This is a genomic window from Psychrobacter pasteurii, from assembly GCF_900162815.1.
Lineage (GTDB): Bacteria > Pseudomonadota > Gammaproteobacteria > Pseudomonadales > Moraxellaceae > Psychrobacter > Psychrobacter pasteurii.
On the sequence record NZ_FUGD01000091.1, the window covers coordinates 1 to 19,294 of the forward strand.

The following is a 19,294-nucleotide window of genomic DNA, read 5'->3' on the forward strand; positions in this document are numbered from 1 at the left end:
AGACTTAATTCATAAATTCACCACCAAGCTTGTTAAAGATAACAGCTTAATTGTGGTAGGTGATGTTAAATCACGCTCATTTACAACTAAAAAAACCAAGCTCGCTAAATCGACATACGATGCAGGTTGGTTTGAACTTAAACGACAACTGGAATACAAATGCAAGCATGCAGGTTGTCGTTTTGAGATCGTAAATGAGAGTTACACTACCCAGACCTGCTCGTGCTGCCACAAAATAAGTGACAGTAGCCCGAGAGGTAGAGCAGGTTTGCGAATAAGAGGATGGGCTTGTGCTGAGTGTGGCACATGGCATGATAGAGATATCAATGCTGCTAAGAACATCCTTGCGGTCGGGCTTGACCGTCTAGCTGTAGGAATCCCCTCGGTTTAGCGAGGGGAGGAAGTCAATCGACGATACCAGCAATCCAAGTAAAATTACCGTTGGCTTAACCATGGCCGTTAAAGCTTTAGAGAAAGGCCATTCAGCAAGTGTCATCTTATTTATAGATGCCGTTAAACTTGCCAAGCCCAATGCACTAGACAGTGTAGATATTGGAGCACCCTTTAAGCCTGCAAAAGACTTGCTAGAGAAGTTTATTGAACAAGGCGGAAACGTCTTAGTATGCGGCGCTTGCATGGAGCATAACGGCATCAAAGAATCAGAGATTGATCCCCGTTTTGAGGTTATTAATGGCGATGATGTGGTTGATTTAATGATGGGCGCTAAAGGCTCGCTTCAACTGTCTTAATCGATAATAAATACAGTAAGTTTTATCCTATAAGAAGGGCTAAATTTTAAAGATTTAGCCCTTTTTTTTGTTTTCTAAATCTCGCCACAACAGCCAAAGCCTCATATCCAGCTCTACTTGATGATATTCAGGCTGCATATGACAGCACAACTGATAAAAGGCTTTGTTGTGATCGCTTTGCTTAAAGTGTGCCAGCTCATGCACCACTATCATTTGCAAAAAGGCTAGCGGTGCCTCTTTAAAGACACTGGCTACGGTAATGCTATTGTGCGATTTAAGCTTACTGCCCTGCACCCTCGACTGATGGGTATGAATACCGAGTGCATTTTTTAGCACACTCAGCTTACTGTTATAACTCACCTGCGATAAGGTGCCGACATTGCGCATATAAAGATTTTTTAGCTCAGTAACATACTGATATAGCGCCTTATCACTTTGGATTTCGTGGCGATCAGGATATTTCTGCTGTAGATAATCGCCAAGCTTATCTTGGGCTATCAAAGCTCTCACTTGGCTTTGTAGCTGTTCAGGGTAATGCGAGATGTATTTTAACGGAGTCACCGGCGGCTCTCTTCCTATTGAGTTATAACAAGGGTTATGAATTTTGATTAATTGTTTTAGATGTAATTTTAAAAAAGGAAATCATTTAATAAGTAATAATTAATTTACTTCATTCCATGGTTATTATAAATTAACAATAAATAATAGGCAGTTAACAAACACACCACACTGCCACGCCTTGAATTTTATAGTATTAGATGTCAAATACAAGGCATATCAGACATCAGGAGAAAAACAATGACTAGCCCTATTAAAAATGATGTGACCCTTACTCAACCTCGTCAAGTTGAACAGCTTTATGCTGGTGTAGACACCCAAGATGGGGCAGGCGTTAAATTAACTCGCGTGCTAACTCATCAATTGCAGCACCGTCTTGACCCTTACTTGATGCTAGACAACTTTAAAAGTGATGATCCCGATGATTATATCGCCGGCTTCCCAAACCACCCTCACCGTGGCTTTGAGACCGTAACTTATATGATCACTGGTCGTATGCGTCACAAAGACAGCGCCGGTAACGAAGGCTTACTTGATAATGGCGGCGTGCAGTGGATGACTGCGGCTAAAGGTGTGATTCACTCTGAGCTGCCTGAGCAAGAAGATGGCGAGATGGAAGGTTTTCAGCTTTGGTTGAACCTACCGGCCAAAGATAAAATGAATGATCCTTGGTATAAAGACTTCCAGGATGCTGACTTACCGAAGTTTGTGACCGAAAACGGCACTCAAGTGACAGTAATTGCCGGTGAATCTAACGGTGTAGAAGGTGCGGTAACTCGTGAAATGACTGAGCCAACCTACCTTGATATTCATCTGCCCGCAGGTGCCAGCTTTAGCCACAAGATTCCAGCCAACCACAACGCATTTGTGTTTGTCTACCGCGGTAGCGCCAGCATTGAAGGCAAACAAGTGCCTGTCAAAAACATGGCCATCTTAAAGAATGACCCAAATGCTGACGGCATTATCCTTGAAGCCGGAAGCGAAGACACCAAAGTTATCTTGGTCACTGGTCGCCCGTTAAATGAGCCTATCGTTCAATATGGCCCATTTGTAATGAACTCACAGCAAGAGATTATCCAAGCAGTGACTGACTTCCAAGAAGGTCGCTTTGGAGAAGGTGCTCAGTAACCCATAGAGAATTACTGATTTACTAAGAAGCTGGTCAAATAAATTTGGCCAGCTTTTTTGTTATTTGCTGTTAGCTCATTTAAGATAATTAGCCTTTTACCCACTCAATTTATTACCAAATCCCGTTAAATTCAAAAAAAGTTAAAAAAATAGCATTATTTTTCATTATAGGGCTTTTCAGACCACTCATTTTGACATATAATGCCGCCACATCTTATGGGATGGCAGGTATAAAACGCTGTTTTTGCTGTAAAAAGCCTCTTTTTTGAAATAATTTTAAAATAATTGAAAAAAAGTGTTGACAAGAGTTAATTACTTGCATACAATACGCCCACTCTTAGAGAGGGGCTATAGCTCAGTTGGTAGAGCACTTGCATGGCATGCAAGGGGTCAACGGTTCGACTCCGTTTAGCTCCACCAAATTTAAGATTAGTTGATAATCAGCATATACCTAGTATATAATGACCATTCAGCGGCACCAACGTAAGCACCTAGGCAACGCTTTAATTAGCACCTTACGTTGTAAAACTATTTCATGTTTACATGATCTTGTGTCCCGTTCGTCTAGAGGCCTAGGACCCCGCCCTTTCACGGCGGTAACAGGGGTTCGAATCCCCTACGGGATACCACCTATTCGAGCTTATCCTTAGGGTTATTATTTACTAAGAGATAAGCACTAAACCTCCAATCAGAGCGATTGGAGGTTTTTTTATGCCTGTTATATTCATATTTGCCTTATTAGAGCTTTATCTTCTACAAATATAGCCAATAAAAAAGCGACGCTCGTGTTTTTCAGTGCGTCGCTCTTTGGTTTTGAGGGCTATGGAATCAAAGTTAAAAACTAACGGTTAACTTTAGTCCAGACGTAGACCGATAATTGCTGGGATACCCTGGCGAATGACCTCAATGGTTACCACGCCTTCCTCTGGAAGCTGACGCAGGGCTTTTTGGAAGTCCTCAATACTGCTAATCGACTTCTGATGTAAGTTGGTAATCACATCTCCAGGCTTTATACCAGCACGAGCGGCAAGCCCGGTTGGATCAACCTCTGTGACCAATACCCCTTCTCCGCCTAACTGAGCCAAGCTTTCACGAGGTAAGGCCTGTATACGTAGTCCCAGGCGAATCTGACTGTTATTGGATTTGGTTACCACAGTATCGGGAGCCACTTCATCAGGGGCTGCTGATAATTTGCCTCTGACATTAAGCTGCTTGCCTTTGCGTAATACCACAGCATTAAAGGCATCGCCTGGCTTACTGCGGTTAATAATATTCAGTAGGTCAGAGGATTCTAAAATCATCTTACCGTTATATTGGGTGATGATATCTCCTGCTTGTAATCCTGCCGCAGCTGCCGGAGACTTCGGAGTGACTTTAATCAATAACGCCCCTTGCGGCTTACTTAGACCGTACGCTTCTGCTAAGTTACGGTCAATATCTTGCGGGAAGATACCCATATAAGCACGAGAGACGCTACCTGTTTGTTTTAGCTGCTGGTAAATATCCAAGGCTTCATTAATAGGAATAGAGAAAGACAATCCCATATAACCGCCGGTACCACTAAAGATACGCGAGTTAATACCAATCACTTGACCATTGCGATTAAATAGAGGACCGCCAGAGTTACCAGGGTTTAGCGCCACATCCGACTGGATAAAGGGCACACTGATATCACGCGAGAAATTACGAGATTTGGCACTGACAATACCGGCAGAGGCTGAGTAGTCAAAACCAAAAGGAGAACCAATAGCCAGTACCGGCTCACCCACTCTTACCCCATTTGAGTCCCCTGTGGGCAAAGCAGGATAAGACTTACCCGGCATGGCTTTGACTTTTAATACCGCCACATCCGAGCGCTCATCACTACCCACTAAAGTTGCGTCTAATTCAGTGCGGTCATTTAGAGTGACTGTGATTTTATCTGCACCAGCAATCACGTGATGGTTGGTTAGCAGATACCCATCTGAACTCACAAAAAAACCAGTCCCATAGTTATATTCAATGGCTGGGGTTTGAGCCCCTGGAATACGAATTCTGTCCCCGAAGAACTGACGCAATAGCTCAACGGTTTGAGCCTTAGCCAACTCCTCTTCACTCACCTTAGTGACCACGTTAACTCGCGCCACACCTGGGGTGACTTGTTCTACCAGGTCTGAGAAGTCAGAGGCAACCACAGCTGCTTGGGCCACTGAAGGCGTCGCTGCTGTCGCTACCAAAGCCCCTGCGGTTAAGGCAGAGCTAACCGCTAACACTGAGCTGGCACTAACAGCTTTTAGTGCTTGCTGAACTTTGGTTAACTTCTGGCTAATAGAAGGCGGGTTTAAGGCATTAACTGCCCTATCTTGTCTTTTGGAAATGACTTCTTCAGTAGTACGAGGATTGTCTGTCTGTGAGGCACTGTTCATTATTGTAATTCTCCTGGAGGGTCTGTATTAAACAATAGGTTGACCTCAGTCCGTTCATGGGCCATACCAACACTAATGCCAACCTTACAGCCACAGCCGTTAATTATAATCACTAATAAATAATCACTAATAAAAATCTGTAGTCATGATAAGGCGTTTTTATGGGATACGCTAGGAACTTATAGCACAAGTACGCATCGCTCGAATTGCAATTGCTTTTTAATTTGGTAACTAAGTCCAAAAATTACAGCATCTTTGGACGATTGTATCCCATCTGTTACTTTGTTTCGTGATATCATAAATTTACTTTACCCTAGTTTCTTTTACTCAGGGTGTCAACAGTCCCCCAATAGATGGCTTATTGTCTGCCACTCTTATTTGGTTTAGGACTATCAAAACAATAGCGCTCATAGAGGTTGGCTGCTATAAATAATGGCTTAATTTAAGCCCATCAGTTTATGGCAAGCCCTGCATTAGCAAAGTCTAGTAATAAACTACTAGGCTTTTTTACAGTGTCTATTTACCTTTCCCTATTTACTATTATTTATACCCGCAGGATTTAGTGAATGCTGACTGCGTAACTGGGATTGGACACTGCATACTCAAGGATTTTTTATGGATACCGCCTTATTATTATCTGGCGTGGTTGGGCTAGGCATTGCTGCGCAGTGGCTGGCTTGGTATTTAAAACAGCCGTCAATTTTATTTTTATTACTTATTGGTATTTTTGTTGGCCCGATAATGGGCTACTTCGACCCGGATGCGGTCATTGGAGACTTACTGTTCCCTTTCATCTCTTTGGGTGTGGCCATCATTTTATTTGAAGGCTCACTTACCTTAGAGTTTGAGGAGATTAAGCAACACGGCAAAGTGGTCCAGATGTTGGTGTCAGTCGGCGTACTGATTACCATCGCTGTGGTTGCTCTATCCACTTACTTATTATTCGATGTCGACCCGCTGATTGCGCTGCTATTTGGCTCGTTAGTCTGTGTCACCGGCCCTACCGTTATCATGCCGCTGCTACGTAGTGTCCGGCCCAATAAGACCATTTCTAACATTTTAAAATGGGAAGGGATTATTATTGACCCTGTGGGCGCCATCGCCGTGGTATTGGTGTACGAATACATCATCTCAGGTGGTGAGGCTAATAGTATCTTCCTGTTTGCCGAGATTGTGATTATTGCCACGGCCATTGGTATGTTTGGTGCGTTTGTACTGGCCAATTTAATCAAACGCCACATGATTCCTGAATTTTTGCACAACGTTTTCACCCTAGCCTTCGTGCTGCTCTTGTTCTCTTTATCCAACCATTTAGAGCATGAATCTGGCCTATTGGCCGTGACAGTGATGGGGGTTGCTTTAGCCAACTGGAAGGACTTCCCACGTGAGCAAATCCTGGAATTTAATGAGTCGTTAACTGTACTGTTAATCTCAGTGCTATTTATTGTCCTAGCGGCTCGGGTGGAGTTAGACAGCTTATTGAGCGTTGGCTTCCAAGGTTTGGTGCTGTTGGCCATTGTTATGTTTGTGGCGCGTCCTTTGTCAGTCTGGGTCTCTTCTATGGGCTCCAATCTAAAAACGTCTGAAAAGATGATGATTAGCTGGATTGGACCTCGAGGTATCGTTGCTGCTGCCATTTCTTCCTTATTTGCCATTCGTCTGCAAGAGTATGATATCCAAGGGGTTGAGCTGTTAGTTCCCCTAGTGTTTATGGTCATTATTGGCACAGTATTGATTCAAGGCTTAGGTGCCAAAATGGTGGGCAATATGCTTGGCGTGCGTGAGCCTGCCAGCAATGGCGTCTTAATTGTTGGCTCCAACCCTGTGGCACTTATGGTCGCAGCTGCACTACAAGACCAAGGCTTCGATGTGGTAGTAGCGCATAACAACTACACCAATATCGCCAAAGCCCGTATGGCTGGATTACGCACCTATTTTGGTAACCCCATCTCTGACCATGCTGAGCGTCACTTGGACTTGATTGGGATTGGACATCTGTTTGCGATGAGTACCGATAAGGAGATGAACACCTTATCAGAGCTGCACTATCGTCATGAGTTTGGCGAACAAAAAATTTATCGCTTAAAGTTCACTGAAGATAAGTCAAAAACCGAAAGAGAGAGCAAGCGTTCAGGCTTTAACTCGCGTTGGTTATTTGGTAAAGACGTGACCTACACTAAGATGGCCAGTATGCTGTCGAAGAAGGCTCGAGTAAAGATTACCAACATTACTGATAGCTATAGCTACACACAATATCGAGCTGATAATAAGCAATTTGTGCCTTTATTTACGATTGATAAAGAAGGTCATTTGCACGTGATTACGGATAGCTTTGATAATGAGATTCCTCGTGATCATAAGCTGGTAGCTTTGGTTATTGAAGATGAAGTACAGCCAAAAGAGGTCGATGTCACCGAGAAGCAAAAGCAAGCTCGTGCTTTGGCTAACTTGCAGTTTGAGGCCACCTCAAAGTTGCCTGAGAAGCGTAAAGAGAAGACCATCACTGAAGGGGCAGACAGCTCTGCGCTTGATAAGACTGAGTCAAATCCCGCTGAGCAGCCCTCTCCTAAAGCTGATACCCAAGACAAAGACAGTCAGCAGCAATTAGATAGCAGCAGTGAGGACAAACCGTCAGCGACTGTACCTGCCACTCAATTAGAGGCAGAGCTGGCCACTAAGCTTGAACAAAAGCTGCAAAAGCACTCTGATAGCAGCAGTGCCACAAGCAAGGCTTCTGGTAATAAAAGTAGTAAGGCTGCCTCAGTGAAGACCCTGCAGTCTCAAGACAATGGGAACTCTCAAGCCCCAAGACAGGCGGATGGCTCATTAGATCCTCAGCGCCTGCCCGACACTCAAGCCAAAAGTAGCTCGGACAAATCGCCTTAGATAACAATAACTTTGATACAAAAAAAGAGCAGCCCAGTGAGCTGCTCTTTTTTTATTTATTTAGCCATTTATTTGTCCATTATCGGCTATATCCGTAGCGGCTATAGCTGCGGACTTACTGCCTGCCAAATTCTAGCAGCCACGTCCTCTACCTCACCTTTAGCATCAATGCGATGGATACGTTGTGGGTGAGCTTGATGCTGCTGACTAAATCCTTGATATACCCTTTCAAAAAAAGCCATTTTCTGTTGCTCAAAGCGGTCTGCAGCACTACGCTTCCCTGCTCTTTGCATGCCCTCCTCAACGGGTAAATCTAGCCATAAGGTTAGGTCAGGCAGACGAGGTACAAACTGATTAATTAAGCCCTCAATCTTGTTCAGCATGGCTGCATCACCCAAGCCCCTGCCATAACCCTGATAGGCCACAGTAGAGTCCACAAAGCGATCACACACCACCCACTTGCCTGCCTCAAGCGCTGGCAAGATAACTTTTGCCAAATGATCACTACGAGCCGCGAACATCAATAGCATCTCGGTGTCATCATTGATGTCCGTCTTTGTGTCTAACAGCAGCTCACGCAGCTGCTCAGCAAAGGGGCTTCCTCCTGGCTCTCGAGTCCGTACATAGTCGATACCCGCATCAGTGAGACGTTGGCATAGGCTATTGATGGCTGTGGTTTTCCCCACCCCTTCAGTACCTTCAAAGCTGATAAATTTAGCTTCAGTGGCTGTCTGCGACATAAGACTCAATTCTCTTTAGTTATGGGTTATTGGCTGTTCTTCTTTTCACGCATGACTTTTAGATACTCTTGTACCGCTCGGTTATGATCCGCTAAAGTCTTAGTAAACTTATGCCCACCAGTACCGGTAGCCACGAAGTACAGCACATCAGTATCGGCTGGATGCATGGCAGCCTCGATTGATTCACGAGAAGGCAGTGCAATTGGCGTTGGTGGCAAGCCATCGATTTGATAAGTGTTATAAGCGGTCTTCTCATTGATATCGGTACGACGAATATTACCATCGTAACGCTCGCCCATGCCATAGATAATGGTTGGGTCTGTCTGAAGACGCATACCAATGTTTAAGCGGTTAACAAATACTGCCGATACCAGCTCACGCTCACTTGCAACACTGGTCTCTTTTTCGATAATAGAAGCCATAATTAGTGCTTCGTAAGGGGTCTTGTAAGGCAGATCCGCAGCACGATTCTCCCAAGCTTCATCTAAAGCTTGTTGTTGACGCTTATACAGGTCATTAAGTATCTGCTTATCGGTTACGCCTCTGGCATAGTGATAAGTATCTGGCGTGAACCAACCTTCTAAATTGCTAACGAACTCACCTTCTGGCGTGAACGCATCAATACCCAGTAGCTGCTTAAAGTTGGCTTTCGGCTTACCGTTAGACTCTAGTACTTCTAACTCCACCCCTTCTGCATTGGCAATCACTTTATATAAGTCAGCTGCTGTTTTGCCCTCGATAATCTGAATCGAAACCATGTCTACTTTTTGACCTTCCTTAAAAGCATCCATAAGCTGCTTAAAGCTGGCATTAGCTGGCACTTCATAAGTACCGGCATGTAGCGGCGCATCGACTGTTGATTTGATATAGAACTTGGCTAAGCTGGCAGAGAACATGGGAACATCGCGCTGAAATTGCGGCAGAAAGCCATAGTAGCTCTGACCTTCTTCGACGACCAATTCACCGGCTTCTTGCTTGGAGTGACCAAACAAGGTTTGATAAGCCATAGCCAATAAAAATAGCAGGATTAAGCCAAATACCAGTAGCAACTGATATCCGCGTTTTGAGGTAGGTTTTTGGGGCTGTTTTTTATGACGAGAGGGGTCATCGCACACCAAAGAAACGTCCGTTGGCTGTACAGTTTCAGCCTCAGTAGTCGTCTGGTTATTTGGGTTGTTGCTGGGATTTTTTGAATTCGAATCGCTCATAGCCACTCACGAGGAAAATGTTTGCTAGAATTTAGCACTGTATGCTCGGATATTCAATGGCGAATAAATATCTAGGCTGTTTTGCCTTGTATTTTTAAGAGCAATTTTATAGCGATTGAGTTGGTTTTGGAGTTGATAATGGATTTAAAATTTAATCAAGGTCTAGCTCAAGGTTATAAGTCGCCCAGTCAAATAATCCGGGTTCTTAGTGAAGACTGGGTAAGTCATAATGGGTACTGCCCTAGCTGCGGTCACACTCCTTTATCAGAATTTGATAATAATAGGCCTGTGGCTGATTTTTATTGTTCAAAATGTCATGAGCAGTATGAGCTAAAAAGTAAAAAGGCTAGATTAAGTACAATAATTAATGACGGTGCATACAGCACCATGATTGAGCGTATCAACAGCAAGGATAACCCAAACTTCTTTTTTCTCACTTATTCACAACAGTTAATCATCAATAACTTCTTAATCATTCCTAAGCACTTTTTTACCCCAGATATTATTATCAAACGCCCTCCCTTGCCTATTACCGCAAGAAGAGCGGGCTGGGTAGGCTGTAATATTAATCTAAACAAAATACCCGAGCTGGGTAAAGTTTTTTTAGTTAAAGACCAACAGCCTATCGCCATAAATCGCGTTACAGAACAATTTCGTAGAAGCACATTTTTACGTGAAAAAAGGGTAGCTAACCGAGGATGGACGTTAGAGGTCATGAGATGTGTAGACCAATTACCTGGAAGATTCACCCTAAGCGAGGTTTATGGCTTTAGGGACTACCTAAAAACTGTTTATCCCGAAAATAGTAATATCGAAGCAAAAATACGCCAACAATTACAAATACTGCGTGACCAAGGGTTAATTGAGTTTCTAGGAAATGGCCGTTATCGTAAATTAGACTGACTTCATTTTTGGTATGCTTTGATTTTTACTAAAGACGATCAAAATCAATGTTATAGAAGCCTATAATCAAAAAACAGCCCTAGATGGGCGTGATAAATAACGTTTTTTTGATAAGGAAAAGACATTGATAGCAAAAAAGCAGATAGTCTCAATAGAAATTATCGAAACTTTATCCAAAATCGTAACAATAGAAGCAGATGATGAAGAGCAGGCTTTGATTAAAGCACAAGAAATATATAGAGATGAGCAAGTGGTGTTAGGCAGTGAAGATTATAGTCATACCGATTTCGTAGTAAAAGGCTGTAAGGACAACGATAAAACCTCATCATCAAACAGCAGTTGCTGAACTGGAACCACCCCACGCACCGCATTACAAAAGAACAGGGCTTCAAGCTGGCTTAAATCTTCTTTGCGTAAATAACGCTCTTGGACAGGCGTGCCAAGCTTTGCTAACTGATCAATAATGACCTGACGCATAACCCCGCGTACCCCCGACTGCTCAATTGGTGGGGTGTACCAGATATCAGAAATAGCTTCTTTCTGCTCAGCAGAAGACGCTGTCTTTAATCGATAAAAGAAGTTACTCATAACCCCTTCCACCCAATTACCGCCCATATCTGCTACCAAGCCTTCAGCAAGCTCAGGGATATGCTGCTTATGACGCTGTAACTCGCCTGCTATTATCACCCCATCAAGGCGATTTAGCGTTTTTAGACCGGCCAAAGGCTCAGGGAAGCTAGCAAGCTGTGACTGCAAACACTTGGCCAAAATAGGCGGCTGCTGTAATACTTTCTGTCCTAATGACTCAGAGCCATCTGAATCAGAACTCAAAAACTGAGCCGCATGCTGAGCTATGGGCGCCGTCTTCATTACCCCTAGCCAAATTAAAGCCTCATTATCCTGAGCCTGGGTTGAATAAGCATAACCACGTAAGCTTTGGGTAGGACGAGAGACGATAACTTTAATAACCCCATCATTAATAGAGGCTACAAGCTGGCTGATTTCAGTCCAAAGCTGCTGCTCAATGCTAGCTGAAATTGTTAACTGTAATGCTTGGCAATGACCCATGATGCGAGCCTGATGATAGGACAGCCACAATAGCTGGGAGTTATGCACCCCCATAGTGCTAAAGAAGCCGTCACCATAGGTCAACGCTCTAAGGTTAGGCGCTATCAGATTGGTTTGGGAGGGGAAAGAGTTAGCAGAGGAAGAAGATTGTGTGAGGGCGCTCATGCCTGTATCGCTGAGTTGATACCACGTCATGGCATGAGACATAACCCTTTCCTTAATGGACAATTAATTTAACTTTGGCCAGCTATTAGCCTTTTTTATTCATAATAATCATACAGCTATAGAACTCACATTTTGCCAGCTCTACCTTTGTACCGTTGATTTCTTTATTTTTAATAATTTTCCCAGATAGGATTTTTTGGACCAATTCACTGCCCTCATCTCCCATTAGTCCAGTCATTACCTGATAGACTTTTTGGGCATGATTGATGCTCACTTTCTTTTCTTTATCTGAGTCATTAGGATTGGCATAATACCAACCAAGTTCTACATAATCTTGAGAGTCAATGATATCAAGATAAGGCTGATCGCCTGACATAAAGCGGTATTTTACGGCTATATTACTGGCGTAATCTAAGCTTTTATTATCAGTAACCGTAACTTTACCGAACTGGCGCTTTAAGGTATCCACATCCTCTAAGCTTAAGTCCTGATTAGGGACAGCTTTCCAGTTTTGCACATCATAGCTGACGGGTTTACCTTCCGGCTTCTTTTGGACATTAGAATCGATACGGCTATCTGCCTCATGGCTGGCTATCGCGTCATTCTCTGACAGCGCCTGTTTTGAAGATGGTTCTTCTGAAGCCCCTTCGACAGGCGTCGCATTTTGGTCAGCCTTAGTACAGCCGGTGACCAATAAACAAGCAGCTAAACCTATAGCACTTATCTTCGAGAGCATTGAGCCTGTAGTAAATGGTTGGCTAAAGTTTTGGGACTTGCTGAAAATCATTCACGCACACCTTTATACTTATGTTTTGGGTCGTTACCTATTTGGGCAACTCTTCAATAAGGACTTCACAATGAAGCCTATATCTTATCACCTGTAAACCAGTAAAGGGCTCAATATTTAATCACCCTACTGGAGCCGCTATAGCTTATCTAAAAACCAGTGTGTAGTTTATCCAAATCACTAGCTATTGCATAGTGGAAAAAGCATGAAGCTAAGTTGAAACCTTACAGACTACTCTCCGTAGCATAGTGGGTTTGTTATACTCTGCTTTTTGTACTAAATTATAAGTAACTACTATCGCAGAAACCTATCCAAGCTCACGCTAATTTAGCCAAGCTTAAGGGTTTTAAGTCCCATTCACGCCTTTGTCTACCTTAGACAATGAATAACCTGCAGAGCCGTCTATGAGTCAGTCTACGCTACAGCACTTTATCGTTATCGGCAACCCTATTGCCCACAGTAAGTCTCCTGAGATTCATCAACAGTTTGCTAAGCAAACTCAGTTACAGATTGAGTATAACCGTCAGTACTGCCCAGATGATGCGGCCAGCTTTAGCGCGGTGGTCGAGGCTTTTTTTAATGGTGGCGGTGTGGGGGCTAACGTGACGGTGCCTTTTAAACAAGTCGCTTATCAGCTGTGTGCCGAGCAAGGGGGGCTTTCTGCACATGCTCAGGTGGCCGGTGCGGTCAATACCCTACTACTCAAAGATGGCAAGCTGTTTGGAGACAACACCGATGGACAAGGTTTGGTCAATCACTTATTGCAATTGGGCTGGCCATTACAAGGTGCCAAGGTGGCGATACTCGGTGCAGGCGGTGCTTCCCGTGGTGTGGTGTTGCCTTTAATTGAGGCGGGTATTAGCGAGCTGACCATTGCCAACCGTACGCTCAGTAAGGCTGAAGATTTGATTGATCAGTTGCGTGCTGCCAGTCCTGTGATTGATAACCTAGCGCCGACAAGCTCTGCTATTGAGGCTCTGACTGGGCACTATGATGTGATTATTAATGCCACCTCTATTGGCCTATCAGGTGATAAACTGCCGCTAGATAGCGAGCTAAGTTGCCACTATACTTATGACATGATGTATGGCAAAGAGTTGCCATTTTTGACCCATTTCCAGCAGCAAGGCGCTCAAGTATCAGAAGGTTATGGCATGCTGATAGGCCAGGCGGCTCTTAGCTTTGAGAAATGGACAGGCGCAAGCGTTGACCCTAGCTTACTTCTAGGTAGTCAGTAATTAGTCCCTCATATTAATAGGGGCCATAGCGGGTTAATTGCTTGAAGCGTATTTTTTAAACAGCTTAGCCTCTAGTGTTACCAGAGGCTTTCTTAACCAAGTAGAGTGCATCACTACCCCACCAAGTAGAGCTATGACACAGCCCAATAAGGTATCTAAGAATCTGGCTTGTACAATTGCCTGATAAGCGCCTGAGGCGGCACTGGATAACTCAGGACTTCCACCTCCATATTCGGCAATAAAAATGGTTAACGGGGTAATCATTATCACTGCTAAGGCGTAATGGCGGGTGATAATGGTCTCAATCCAGACAAACATCATAAATATGGCCACAGCCACGCCAATCTCTGACAGCGAGAGTGATAATAAAAACCAAGCCACCACCACCCCGATGGCTGTCCCCAAAATCCGGTGTAACTGCTTAATCCACATGGTGCGCAGCTGCATACCCTGCATAATAATATAGCTACTTACGGGCACCCAATAAGGGTAAGGCATGTCTAGCCATAGCGCGACCTCCAGCGCTAACACCACGAAGGCACTGACAATAATGCTCTCGGTCAGCAGTCCAGGCTCGTAACGATAATTAGTGGCTACCGGCTCCGAATCAGGGCGCACAATCCATAAGTTATAAAACAAAGAGACCAGCCAAGCATAAAGCGACCCTGCTGCTACCACAGCGATTTTTGCAGGCATCTCCGTCCAGCCCACTGGCATAAAGATGGCAATGACCGAAGCCGTTAAAATAAACATACCTCCCGGGGGCAGCAGTCGTAAATAACGCCCCATTATCACCATCGAGAAGCAAATAAAGGCAAACAGCGGCATCCTTATTATAGGGATATTATGAGCAACCAAGCCCAAACTAAAGCTGCTAACCATCACAATGCCTAGCAAAAACAATAGCTTTTGACGTTGCCCCACATTCCCTGACGCAGGCTGATTAAGAAATATCATGGCGCCTAAAGAAGCCAGCACCCCTGTGGGAAGCTCACCAAACAAAGCCCCAAAAAATATAGTGGAAGCAATGGTCAGCGCAGCCACGACCCCAACGTACCACGGCCTAACCTTAGGCTTTAGGGTAAATAAATGGTCGGCTTCGTCTTTAGCAAGCTGTTTTAAACGCTGTTTTATCATAAAAGAGAATTACTCACAGAGTGATTTTTTAAAAGGATAAGCTAAGAGTTAGGGGGTTGTTTATTAGCAAAGATATTGGCAAAGATATTAGTAAATTAAGGCTGAATAGTTTTATTACCAGCGGATAGTTAAGGTGAAAAGTCGTCTCTGTGTCACCAAAAAAATATTATGCTGACATTTCGATAACAGGAGTACAACACTACTGCTGATTTAAGCTAATAATATAAGGTCATACTATTTTGCAATAGCTATTTAAACCTGAAAAGCTAAGCCTGAAAATGCTTCATGAATAAAGCAGTGGTGAATAAAGCAGACTGTACTGCGCAAACCTGCTGGTTTAAAAAGTTAGACTAAGTTAATAAAGTATTAGGTTTATAAAGCATTTCACCTAACAGCCAATCCTAACGTGACTGGTTTTTTTTGAATGAATATAAACTTATTTTTATGAAACAAGCATTCACCTATGAATAATAGTTATGCACAATAGGTTTTTATATTAAATAACCTTATACTAAAATTGATGCTAGCTATTCATACAATTCACATTGCTCTGGGTTGATAATACCTTTGCAACAGTTACACATTTATTATTATATGACAGAGAGTCTACTATGCTAAGTTATAAAGCCCCACTTCGTGATATGAAGTTCTTGTTAAATGACGTTTTTGATTACCAAAAGCATTTCAAAGATTTAAGCAATGGCGAGAATGCCGATCCAGAAACTGTAGATATGATTCTACAAGGTATGGCCGATTTTGCTGAAAACGTTATTAGCCCATTATATCAGCCTGCAGACGCAGAAGGTTGCCACTTTGAAGATGGCGTTGTAACCACTCCAAAAGGCTTTAAAGACGCTTACGACCAATTCGTTGAAGGCGGCTGGCAAGGTATTTCTTACCCAGAAGAATACGGCGGCATGAACTTACCAATGTCACTAAACCTTATCAAATCAGAAATGATTGGTACGGCAAACTGGCCATGGGCAATGTACCCAGGTCTAACTACAGGCTGTATCAACACCCTACTACAGTACGGTACTGATGAGCAAAAAGACACTTACCTTCCAAAACTAGTTGAAGGTACTTGGTCAGGTACTATGTGTCTAACTGAGCCACAAGCTGGTACTGACTTAGGTCAAGTAAAAACCAAAGCTGTGCCACAAGAAGACGGTAGCTATAAGCTAAACGGTACAAAAATCTTCATCTCAAGTGGTGAACACGACCTAACTGACAACATTATCCACATCGTTCTAGCTCGTCTTCCAGATGCGCCTGAAGGAACTCGTGGTATTTCACTATTCATCGTACCTAAGTTCAACATCAACGAAGAAGGTGAAGCTGGCGATCGTAACGGCGTAAGCTGTGGTTCAATTGAGCACAAAATGGGTATCGCTTCTTCAGCGACTTGTGTTCTAAACTTTGACGATGCAAAAGGTTTCCTAATTGGCGAACCACATCGTGGCCTAAAAGCTATGTTCACTTTCATGAACACTGCTCGTATCGGTACGGGTATCCAAGGTCTTGCTCACTGTGAGCTTGCTTTCCAAAACGCTCTACCTTATGCCAAAGAACGTCGTTCAATGCGTACTCTATCTGGCGTTAAAGAGCCTGAGAAAGTAGCTGATGCTATCATCAACCACGCTGACGTACGTCGCATGCTGTTAACCATGAAGTCGTTCGCTGAAGGCGGCCGCTCAATGATTTATCATGCTGCTCGTTACGCAGACAAGATGGCTCAAGGCGTTGCTGAAGGCAACAACGAAGAGTTTGAAAAGTGGGATGACAAATTAGGTTTCTATACCCCTATCCTAAAAGGCTTCTTAACTGAATTGGGTATTGAAGCGGCGAAAGAAGGCCAGCAAATTTATGGTGGTCATGGTTACATCAAAGAGTGGGGCATGGAGCTAATCGCTCGTGACGCTCGTATTGCTACTCTTTATGAAGGTACCACTGGCGTACAGGCTCTAGACTTACTAGGCCGTAAAGTTATCTTACAGTCAAAAGGTAAGATCATCCGTGACTACACTGCTGGTATCATGAAGTGGTGTGGTGATTACGCTTTAGACAAAAACATGCGTAAATTCGTTTGGGCTCTAACTAAGCTATGTGCTGAGTGGAATACCCTAACTGTTCGTCTAATGCTAAGCGCACGTAAAGACCGTGAAATCATCTCAGCAGCTTCTGTAGATTACTTAATGTACTCAGGCTACGTAATGATGGCTTATCACTGGGCACGTATGGCAGCAGTAGCGTATGAAAAGCTAGAAAACGGTGGTAATGAAGCACCAGAATTCTACAAAGCTAAGATTCAAACTGCTGAATTCTACTTCGATAAGATTTTACCACGCACTTCAGGTCACGCTGAGAGCATGGTAGCGCCAAGCTCGTCTATGACTGACATGGACATTGAGCACTTTGCTTTCCTAGACTAATCTACTCGCAATTTAGCCACTAGATTAAACAAAAAACCGCTCTATATATTAGGGCGGTTTTTTTGTGGGCTAAATTTAGCTTACTGCTCTCGATTACCCTACCTCATCACTGGTAAAAACCTGATTTCCTTGCATTGCTACAGTGGCTTGTCCTATGATAGAGAGTAGCAATAGATAAAGAGCTTGAGACAAAGCACTTAGCCTTTATCTAATTATTCCAATAACCTTGTCGGGGTGCTATGCCTAAATACTAGAGGATTAGTGGTTTAGCCCTAGCTGAGAAACACCCGCGAACCTGATGCAGTTAGTACTGACGTAGGAAACAAGCGTGATCTTAGTTAACTCACTCCCAGAATACACCTAACCTATTAGAGCCCAAGCTCTTAATAGTATTTAGTGTTGCCCTATTTTTATTCTGTGCTTCGCTTCCATCATATCAGTCCAACTGCTCATTAGGCTTTTAATAAACGGCTACGTTTTGTACTGCGTGGCTTATTAATGACCTATTTTTGATATAAGCGAGAATTATGGACTTTCAAACCCTACGCGATAACTGCCCCACCTGGCAGGATTATATCCATCACGAGTTTGTGAATCAGCTGGCAACAGGAACTTTGCCCAAACAAAGCTTTCAGCACTATCTAAAACAAGATTACCTGTATCTCATTCACTACACCCGAGTCATGGCATTGAGTGTTTATAAGAGTGACACTCTGGCTCAAATGCGTGTGGGCCAAGCCGGCATCAACGCCATGCTTGATCTAGAAATTGGCATGTATTTAGAGTTTTGTGAGCAATGGGACATCCCGCTTGAGGAGGTTGAGAATACACCAGAATCACCCGCAACCATTGCCTACACGCGCTACTTATTAGATGCCGCAATGTCCGGCTCTTTGATTGAGCTATATGCTGCCATTGCTCCCTGCTTAATGGGGTACGGAGAAATTGGCCAACGTCTTAAAGCACAAGGGTTCGTTGATAATAACCCCTATCAGCCTTGGATTGATGTCTTCGCTAGTGAAGAGTTTCAACAGGTGACCGCTCAAAACGAAGCCTTTGTTAACGAGTTATTCGCAGGTGCGAGCCCCGCTCAACAGCCAAAATTACAAAAGCTATTTAACACAGCCTCTCGCATGGAGGTTAACTTCTGGCAGATGGCTCTAGATTTATCTTAATCACTCTTAATTAATCTAATTCCTACCGCCACCCAATATACTGAAATAATTTATTTATAAAGCCACTTAAAACAAGGAGAAAATAATGGCCGCATTTGATGAACATGCCAACGCGTATGACAGCTGGTTTATGGAAAATGAGAATTTACTGCTCAGTGAGTTAAAGCTAGTTGCTCACTTTTTGGACAAAGACAGCACTATTTTATCTGTGGGCTGTGGCAGTGGACTGTTTGAGATGCTACTGGCCAAGGACTACGATATTCATATTAAACACGGTATCAAGCCTTCAAAAGATATGGCTCAAATTGCTGAAAAACGAGGGCTAACCGTAGATATCAATACCGCAGAAGGGGCTGAAATTGAACCTAATAAATTCGATATTATTATGTTCAACGGCAGTGTCAGCTATATCACTGACTTAGCACTGTGTATCATTGACCTCCTCCCCTCGCTAAACCGAGGGGATTCCTACAGCTAGACGGTCAAGCCCGACCGCAAGGATATTCTTAGCAGCATTGATATCTCTATCATGCCATGTGCCACACTCAGCACAAGCCCATCCTCTTATTCGCAAACCTACTCTACCTTTTGGACTACTGTCACTTATTTTATGGCAGCACGAGCAGGTCTGGGTAGTGTAACTCTCATTTACCATCTCAAACTGACAACCTGCATGCTTGCATTTATATTCCAGTTGTCGTTTAAGCTCAAACCA

The 19,294-nt window shown here is 43.5% G+C and carries 18 protein-coding genes, 2 tRNA genes and 1 riboswitch; of the genes, 12 read left to right on the forward strand and 8 right to left on the reverse strand.

Going from position 1 to position 19,294, the window contains the following annotated elements:
- Positions 1-391 (forward strand): RNA-guided endonuclease InsQ/TnpB family protein (locus tag A1232T_RS08460; protein WP_143513972.1); only part of this gene is annotated, 391 nt, incomplete at its 5' end.
- Between the two features lie 43 nt (positions 392-434).
- A complete protein-coding gene (locus A1232T_RS08465) occupies positions 435-749 on the forward strand; it encodes a DsrE family protein (RefSeq protein WP_279625892.1) in 315 nt (104 codons plus the stop codon).
- A gap of 54 nt (positions 750-803) precedes the next feature.
- Here the strand turns inward: A1232T_RS08465 and A1232T_RS08470 are convergent, their stop codons facing one another.
- Positions 804-1,310 carry a YgjP-like metallopeptidase domain-containing protein gene (locus A1232T_RS08470; RefSeq protein WP_077449015.1) on the reverse strand — a complete coding sequence of 169 codons (507 nt, stop codon included), beginning with the start codon at positions 1,308-1,310 and terminating at the stop codon, positions 804-806.
- A 237-nt stretch (positions 1,311-1,547) separates the two neighbouring features.
- On the opposite strand from A1232T_RS08470, the gene A1232T_RS08475 reads away from it, so the two are divergent.
- The 3 genes from A1232T_RS08475 to A1232T_RS08485 all read left to right on the forward strand — a co-directional run bounded on the left by A1232T_RS08475 (position 1,548) and on the right by A1232T_RS08485 (position 3,064).
- On the forward strand, positions 1,548-2,435 hold the full coding sequence (locus A1232T_RS08475) for a pirin family protein (RefSeq protein WP_077449016.1): 888 nt from the start codon (positions 1,548-1,550) through the stop codon (positions 2,433-2,435).
- A gap of 344 nt (positions 2,436-2,779) precedes the next feature.
- A tRNA-Ala gene (locus tag A1232T_RS08480) sits at positions 2,780-2,855 on the forward strand.
- A gap of 133 nt (positions 2,856-2,988) precedes the next feature.
- Positions 2,989-3,064: transfer RNA gene (locus tag A1232T_RS08485), tRNA-Glu, on the forward strand.
- Between the two features lie 225 nt (positions 3,065-3,289).
- On the opposite strand, the gene A1232T_RS08490 is transcribed toward A1232T_RS08485, so the two are convergent.
- Positions 3,290-4,840: a Do family serine endopeptidase gene (locus tag A1232T_RS08490; protein ID WP_095532753.1), complete on the reverse strand. Its 1,551-nt coding sequence runs from the start codon at positions 4,838-4,840 to the stop codon at positions 3,290-3,292.
- A gap of 615 nt (positions 4,841-5,455) precedes the next feature.
- On the opposite strand from A1232T_RS08490, the gene A1232T_RS08495 reads away from it, so the two are divergent.
- Positions 5,456-7,726 (forward strand): cation:proton antiporter, encoded by a 2,271-nt coding sequence (locus tag A1232T_RS08495; protein WP_077449017.1) that lies wholly within the window; start codon positions 5,456-5,458, stop codon positions 7,724-7,726.
- A 101-nt stretch (positions 7,727-7,827) separates the two neighbouring features.
- On the opposite strand, the gene tmk is transcribed toward A1232T_RS08495, so the two are convergent.
- Both tmk and mltG read right to left on the reverse strand, forming a co-directional pair.
- The gene (gene tmk / locus A1232T_RS08500; protein WP_077449018.1) at positions 7,828-8,466 is read right to left on the reverse strand and encodes a dTMP kinase; all 639 of its coding nucleotides are present in this window, start codon (positions 8,464-8,466) and stop codon (positions 7,828-7,830) included.
- Positions 8,467-8,492: 26 nt separating this feature from the next.
- Positions 8,493-9,674 (reverse strand): endolytic transglycosylase MltG, encoded by a 1,182-nt coding sequence (mltG, locus tag A1232T_RS08505; RefSeq protein ID WP_077449019.1) that lies wholly within the window; start codon positions 9,672-9,674, stop codon positions 8,493-8,495.
- Positions 9,675-9,812: 138 nt separating this feature from the next.
- On the opposite strand from mltG, the gene A1232T_RS08510 reads away from it, so the two are divergent.
- Positions 9,813-10,577 carry a DpnI domain-containing protein gene (locus A1232T_RS08510; protein WP_077449020.1) on the forward strand — a complete coding sequence of 255 codons (765 nt, stop codon included), beginning with the start codon at positions 9,813-9,815 and terminating at the stop codon, positions 10,575-10,577.
- A 124-nt stretch (positions 10,578-10,701) separates the two neighbouring features.
- Positions 10,702-10,923 (forward strand): DpnD/PcfM family protein, encoded by a 222-nt coding sequence (locus A1232T_RS08515; protein ID WP_077449021.1) that lies wholly within the window; start codon positions 10,702-10,704, stop codon positions 10,921-10,923.
- On the opposite strand, the gene A1232T_RS08520 is transcribed toward A1232T_RS08515, so the two are convergent.
- Both A1232T_RS08520 and A1232T_RS08525 read right to left on the reverse strand, forming a co-directional pair.
- Positions 10,854-11,852 carry an aminotransferase class IV gene (locus A1232T_RS08520; protein WP_077449022.1) on the reverse strand — a complete coding sequence of 333 codons (999 nt, stop codon included), beginning with the start codon at positions 11,850-11,852 and terminating at the stop codon, positions 10,854-10,856. The two genes, A1232T_RS08515 and A1232T_RS08520, sit on opposite strands and share 70 nt — an antisense overlap.
- 43 nt (positions 11,853-11,895) lie before the next feature.
- Complete coding sequence (locus A1232T_RS08525; RefSeq protein ID WP_077449023.1) at positions 11,896-12,597, reverse strand: hypothetical protein; 702 nt, start codon at positions 12,595-12,597, stop codon at positions 11,896-11,898.
- Positions 12,598-13,001: 404 nt separating this feature from the next.
- On the opposite strand from A1232T_RS08525, the gene aroE reads away from it, so the two are divergent.
- Positions 13,002-13,835, forward strand: a complete 834-nt coding sequence (aroE, locus tag A1232T_RS08530) for a shikimate dehydrogenase (protein ID WP_077449024.1) — start codon at positions 13,002-13,004, stop codon at positions 13,833-13,835.
- Between the two features lie 33 nt (positions 13,836-13,868).
- On the opposite strand, the gene A1232T_RS08535 is transcribed toward aroE, so the two are convergent.
- Positions 13,869-14,972 (reverse strand): FUSC family protein, encoded by a 1,104-nt coding sequence (locus A1232T_RS08535; RefSeq protein WP_077449025.1) that lies wholly within the window; start codon positions 14,970-14,972, stop codon positions 13,869-13,871.
- Between the two features lie 611 nt (positions 14,973-15,583).
- Here A1232T_RS08535 and A1232T_RS08540 point away from each other — a divergent pair.
- From A1232T_RS08540 to A1232T_RS08550, 3 genes are all read left to right on the forward strand, one after another.
- On the forward strand, positions 15,584-17,404 hold the full coding sequence (locus A1232T_RS08540; RefSeq protein WP_077449026.1) for an acyl-CoA dehydrogenase C-terminal domain-containing protein: 1,821 nt from the start codon (positions 15,584-15,586) through the stop codon (positions 17,402-17,404).
- A gap of 220 nt (positions 17,405-17,624) precedes the next feature.
- Positions 17,625-17,743: riboswitch (TPP riboswitch) on the forward strand.
- Between the two features lie 188 nt (positions 17,744-17,931).
- Positions 17,932-18,579 (forward strand): thiaminase II, encoded by a 648-nt coding sequence (gene tenA / locus A1232T_RS08545; protein ID WP_077449027.1) that lies wholly within the window; start codon positions 17,932-17,934, stop codon positions 18,577-18,579.
- A gap of 85 nt (positions 18,580-18,664) precedes the next feature.
- The gene (locus A1232T_RS08550) at positions 18,665-19,057 is read left to right on the forward strand and encodes a methyltransferase domain-containing protein (RefSeq protein ID WP_244152430.1); all 393 of its coding nucleotides are present in this window, start codon (positions 18,665-18,667) and stop codon (positions 19,055-19,057) included.
- Here the strand turns inward: A1232T_RS08550 and A1232T_RS08555 are convergent.
- Positions 19,031-19,294 (reverse strand): zinc ribbon domain-containing protein (locus A1232T_RS08555; protein WP_077449028.1); only part of this gene is annotated, 264 nt, incomplete at its 5' end. The genes A1232T_RS08550 and A1232T_RS08555 overlap by 27 nt on opposite strands.

Excerpts from the sequence above, each read along its gene's own strand:
- A1232T_RS08475 (WP_077449016.1), top strand. The coding sequence starts at position 1,548 with ATGACTAGCCCTATTAAAAATGATGTGACCCTTACTCAACCTCGTCAA.
- A1232T_RS08490 (WP_095532753.1), bottom strand. The coding sequence starts at position 4,840 with ATGAACAGTGCCTCACAGACAGACAATCCTCGTACTACTGAAGAAGTC.
- A1232T_RS08495 (WP_077449017.1), top strand. The coding sequence starts at position 5,456 with ATGGATACCGCCTTATTATTATCTGGCGTGGTTGGGCTAGGCATTGCT.
- tmk (WP_077449018.1), bottom strand. The coding sequence starts at position 8,466 with ATGTCGCAGACAGCCACTGAAGCTAAATTTATCAGCTTTGAAGGTACT.
- mltG (WP_077449019.1), bottom strand. The coding sequence starts at position 9,674 with ATGAGCGATTCGAATTCAAAAAATCCCAGCAACAACCCAAATAACCAG.
- A1232T_RS08510 (WP_077449020.1), top strand. The coding sequence starts at position 9,813 with ATGGATTTAAAATTTAATCAAGGTCTAGCTCAAGGTTATAAGTCGCCC.
- A1232T_RS08520 (WP_077449022.1), bottom strand. The coding sequence starts at position 11,852 with ATGTCTCATGCCATGACGTGGTATCAACTCAGCGATACAGGCATGAGC.
- A1232T_RS08525 (WP_077449023.1), bottom strand. The coding sequence starts at position 12,597 with ATGATTTTCAGCAAGTCCCAAAACTTTAGCCAACCATTTACTACAGGC.
- aroE (WP_077449024.1), top strand. The coding sequence starts at position 13,002 with ATGAGTCAGTCTACGCTACAGCACTTTATCGTTATCGGCAACCCTATT.
- A1232T_RS08535 (WP_077449025.1), bottom strand. The coding sequence starts at position 14,972 with ATGATAAAACAGCGTTTAAAACAGCTTGCTAAAGACGAAGCCGACCAT.
- A1232T_RS08540 (WP_077449026.1), top strand. The coding sequence starts at position 15,584 with ATGCTAAGTTATAAAGCCCCACTTCGTGATATGAAGTTCTTGTTAAAT.
- tenA (WP_077449027.1), top strand. The coding sequence starts at position 17,932 with ATGGACTTTCAAACCCTACGCGATAACTGCCCCACCTGGCAGGATTAT.
- A1232T_RS08550 (WP_244152430.1), top strand. The coding sequence starts at position 18,665 with ATGGCCGCATTTGATGAACATGCCAACGCGTATGACAGCTGGTTTATG.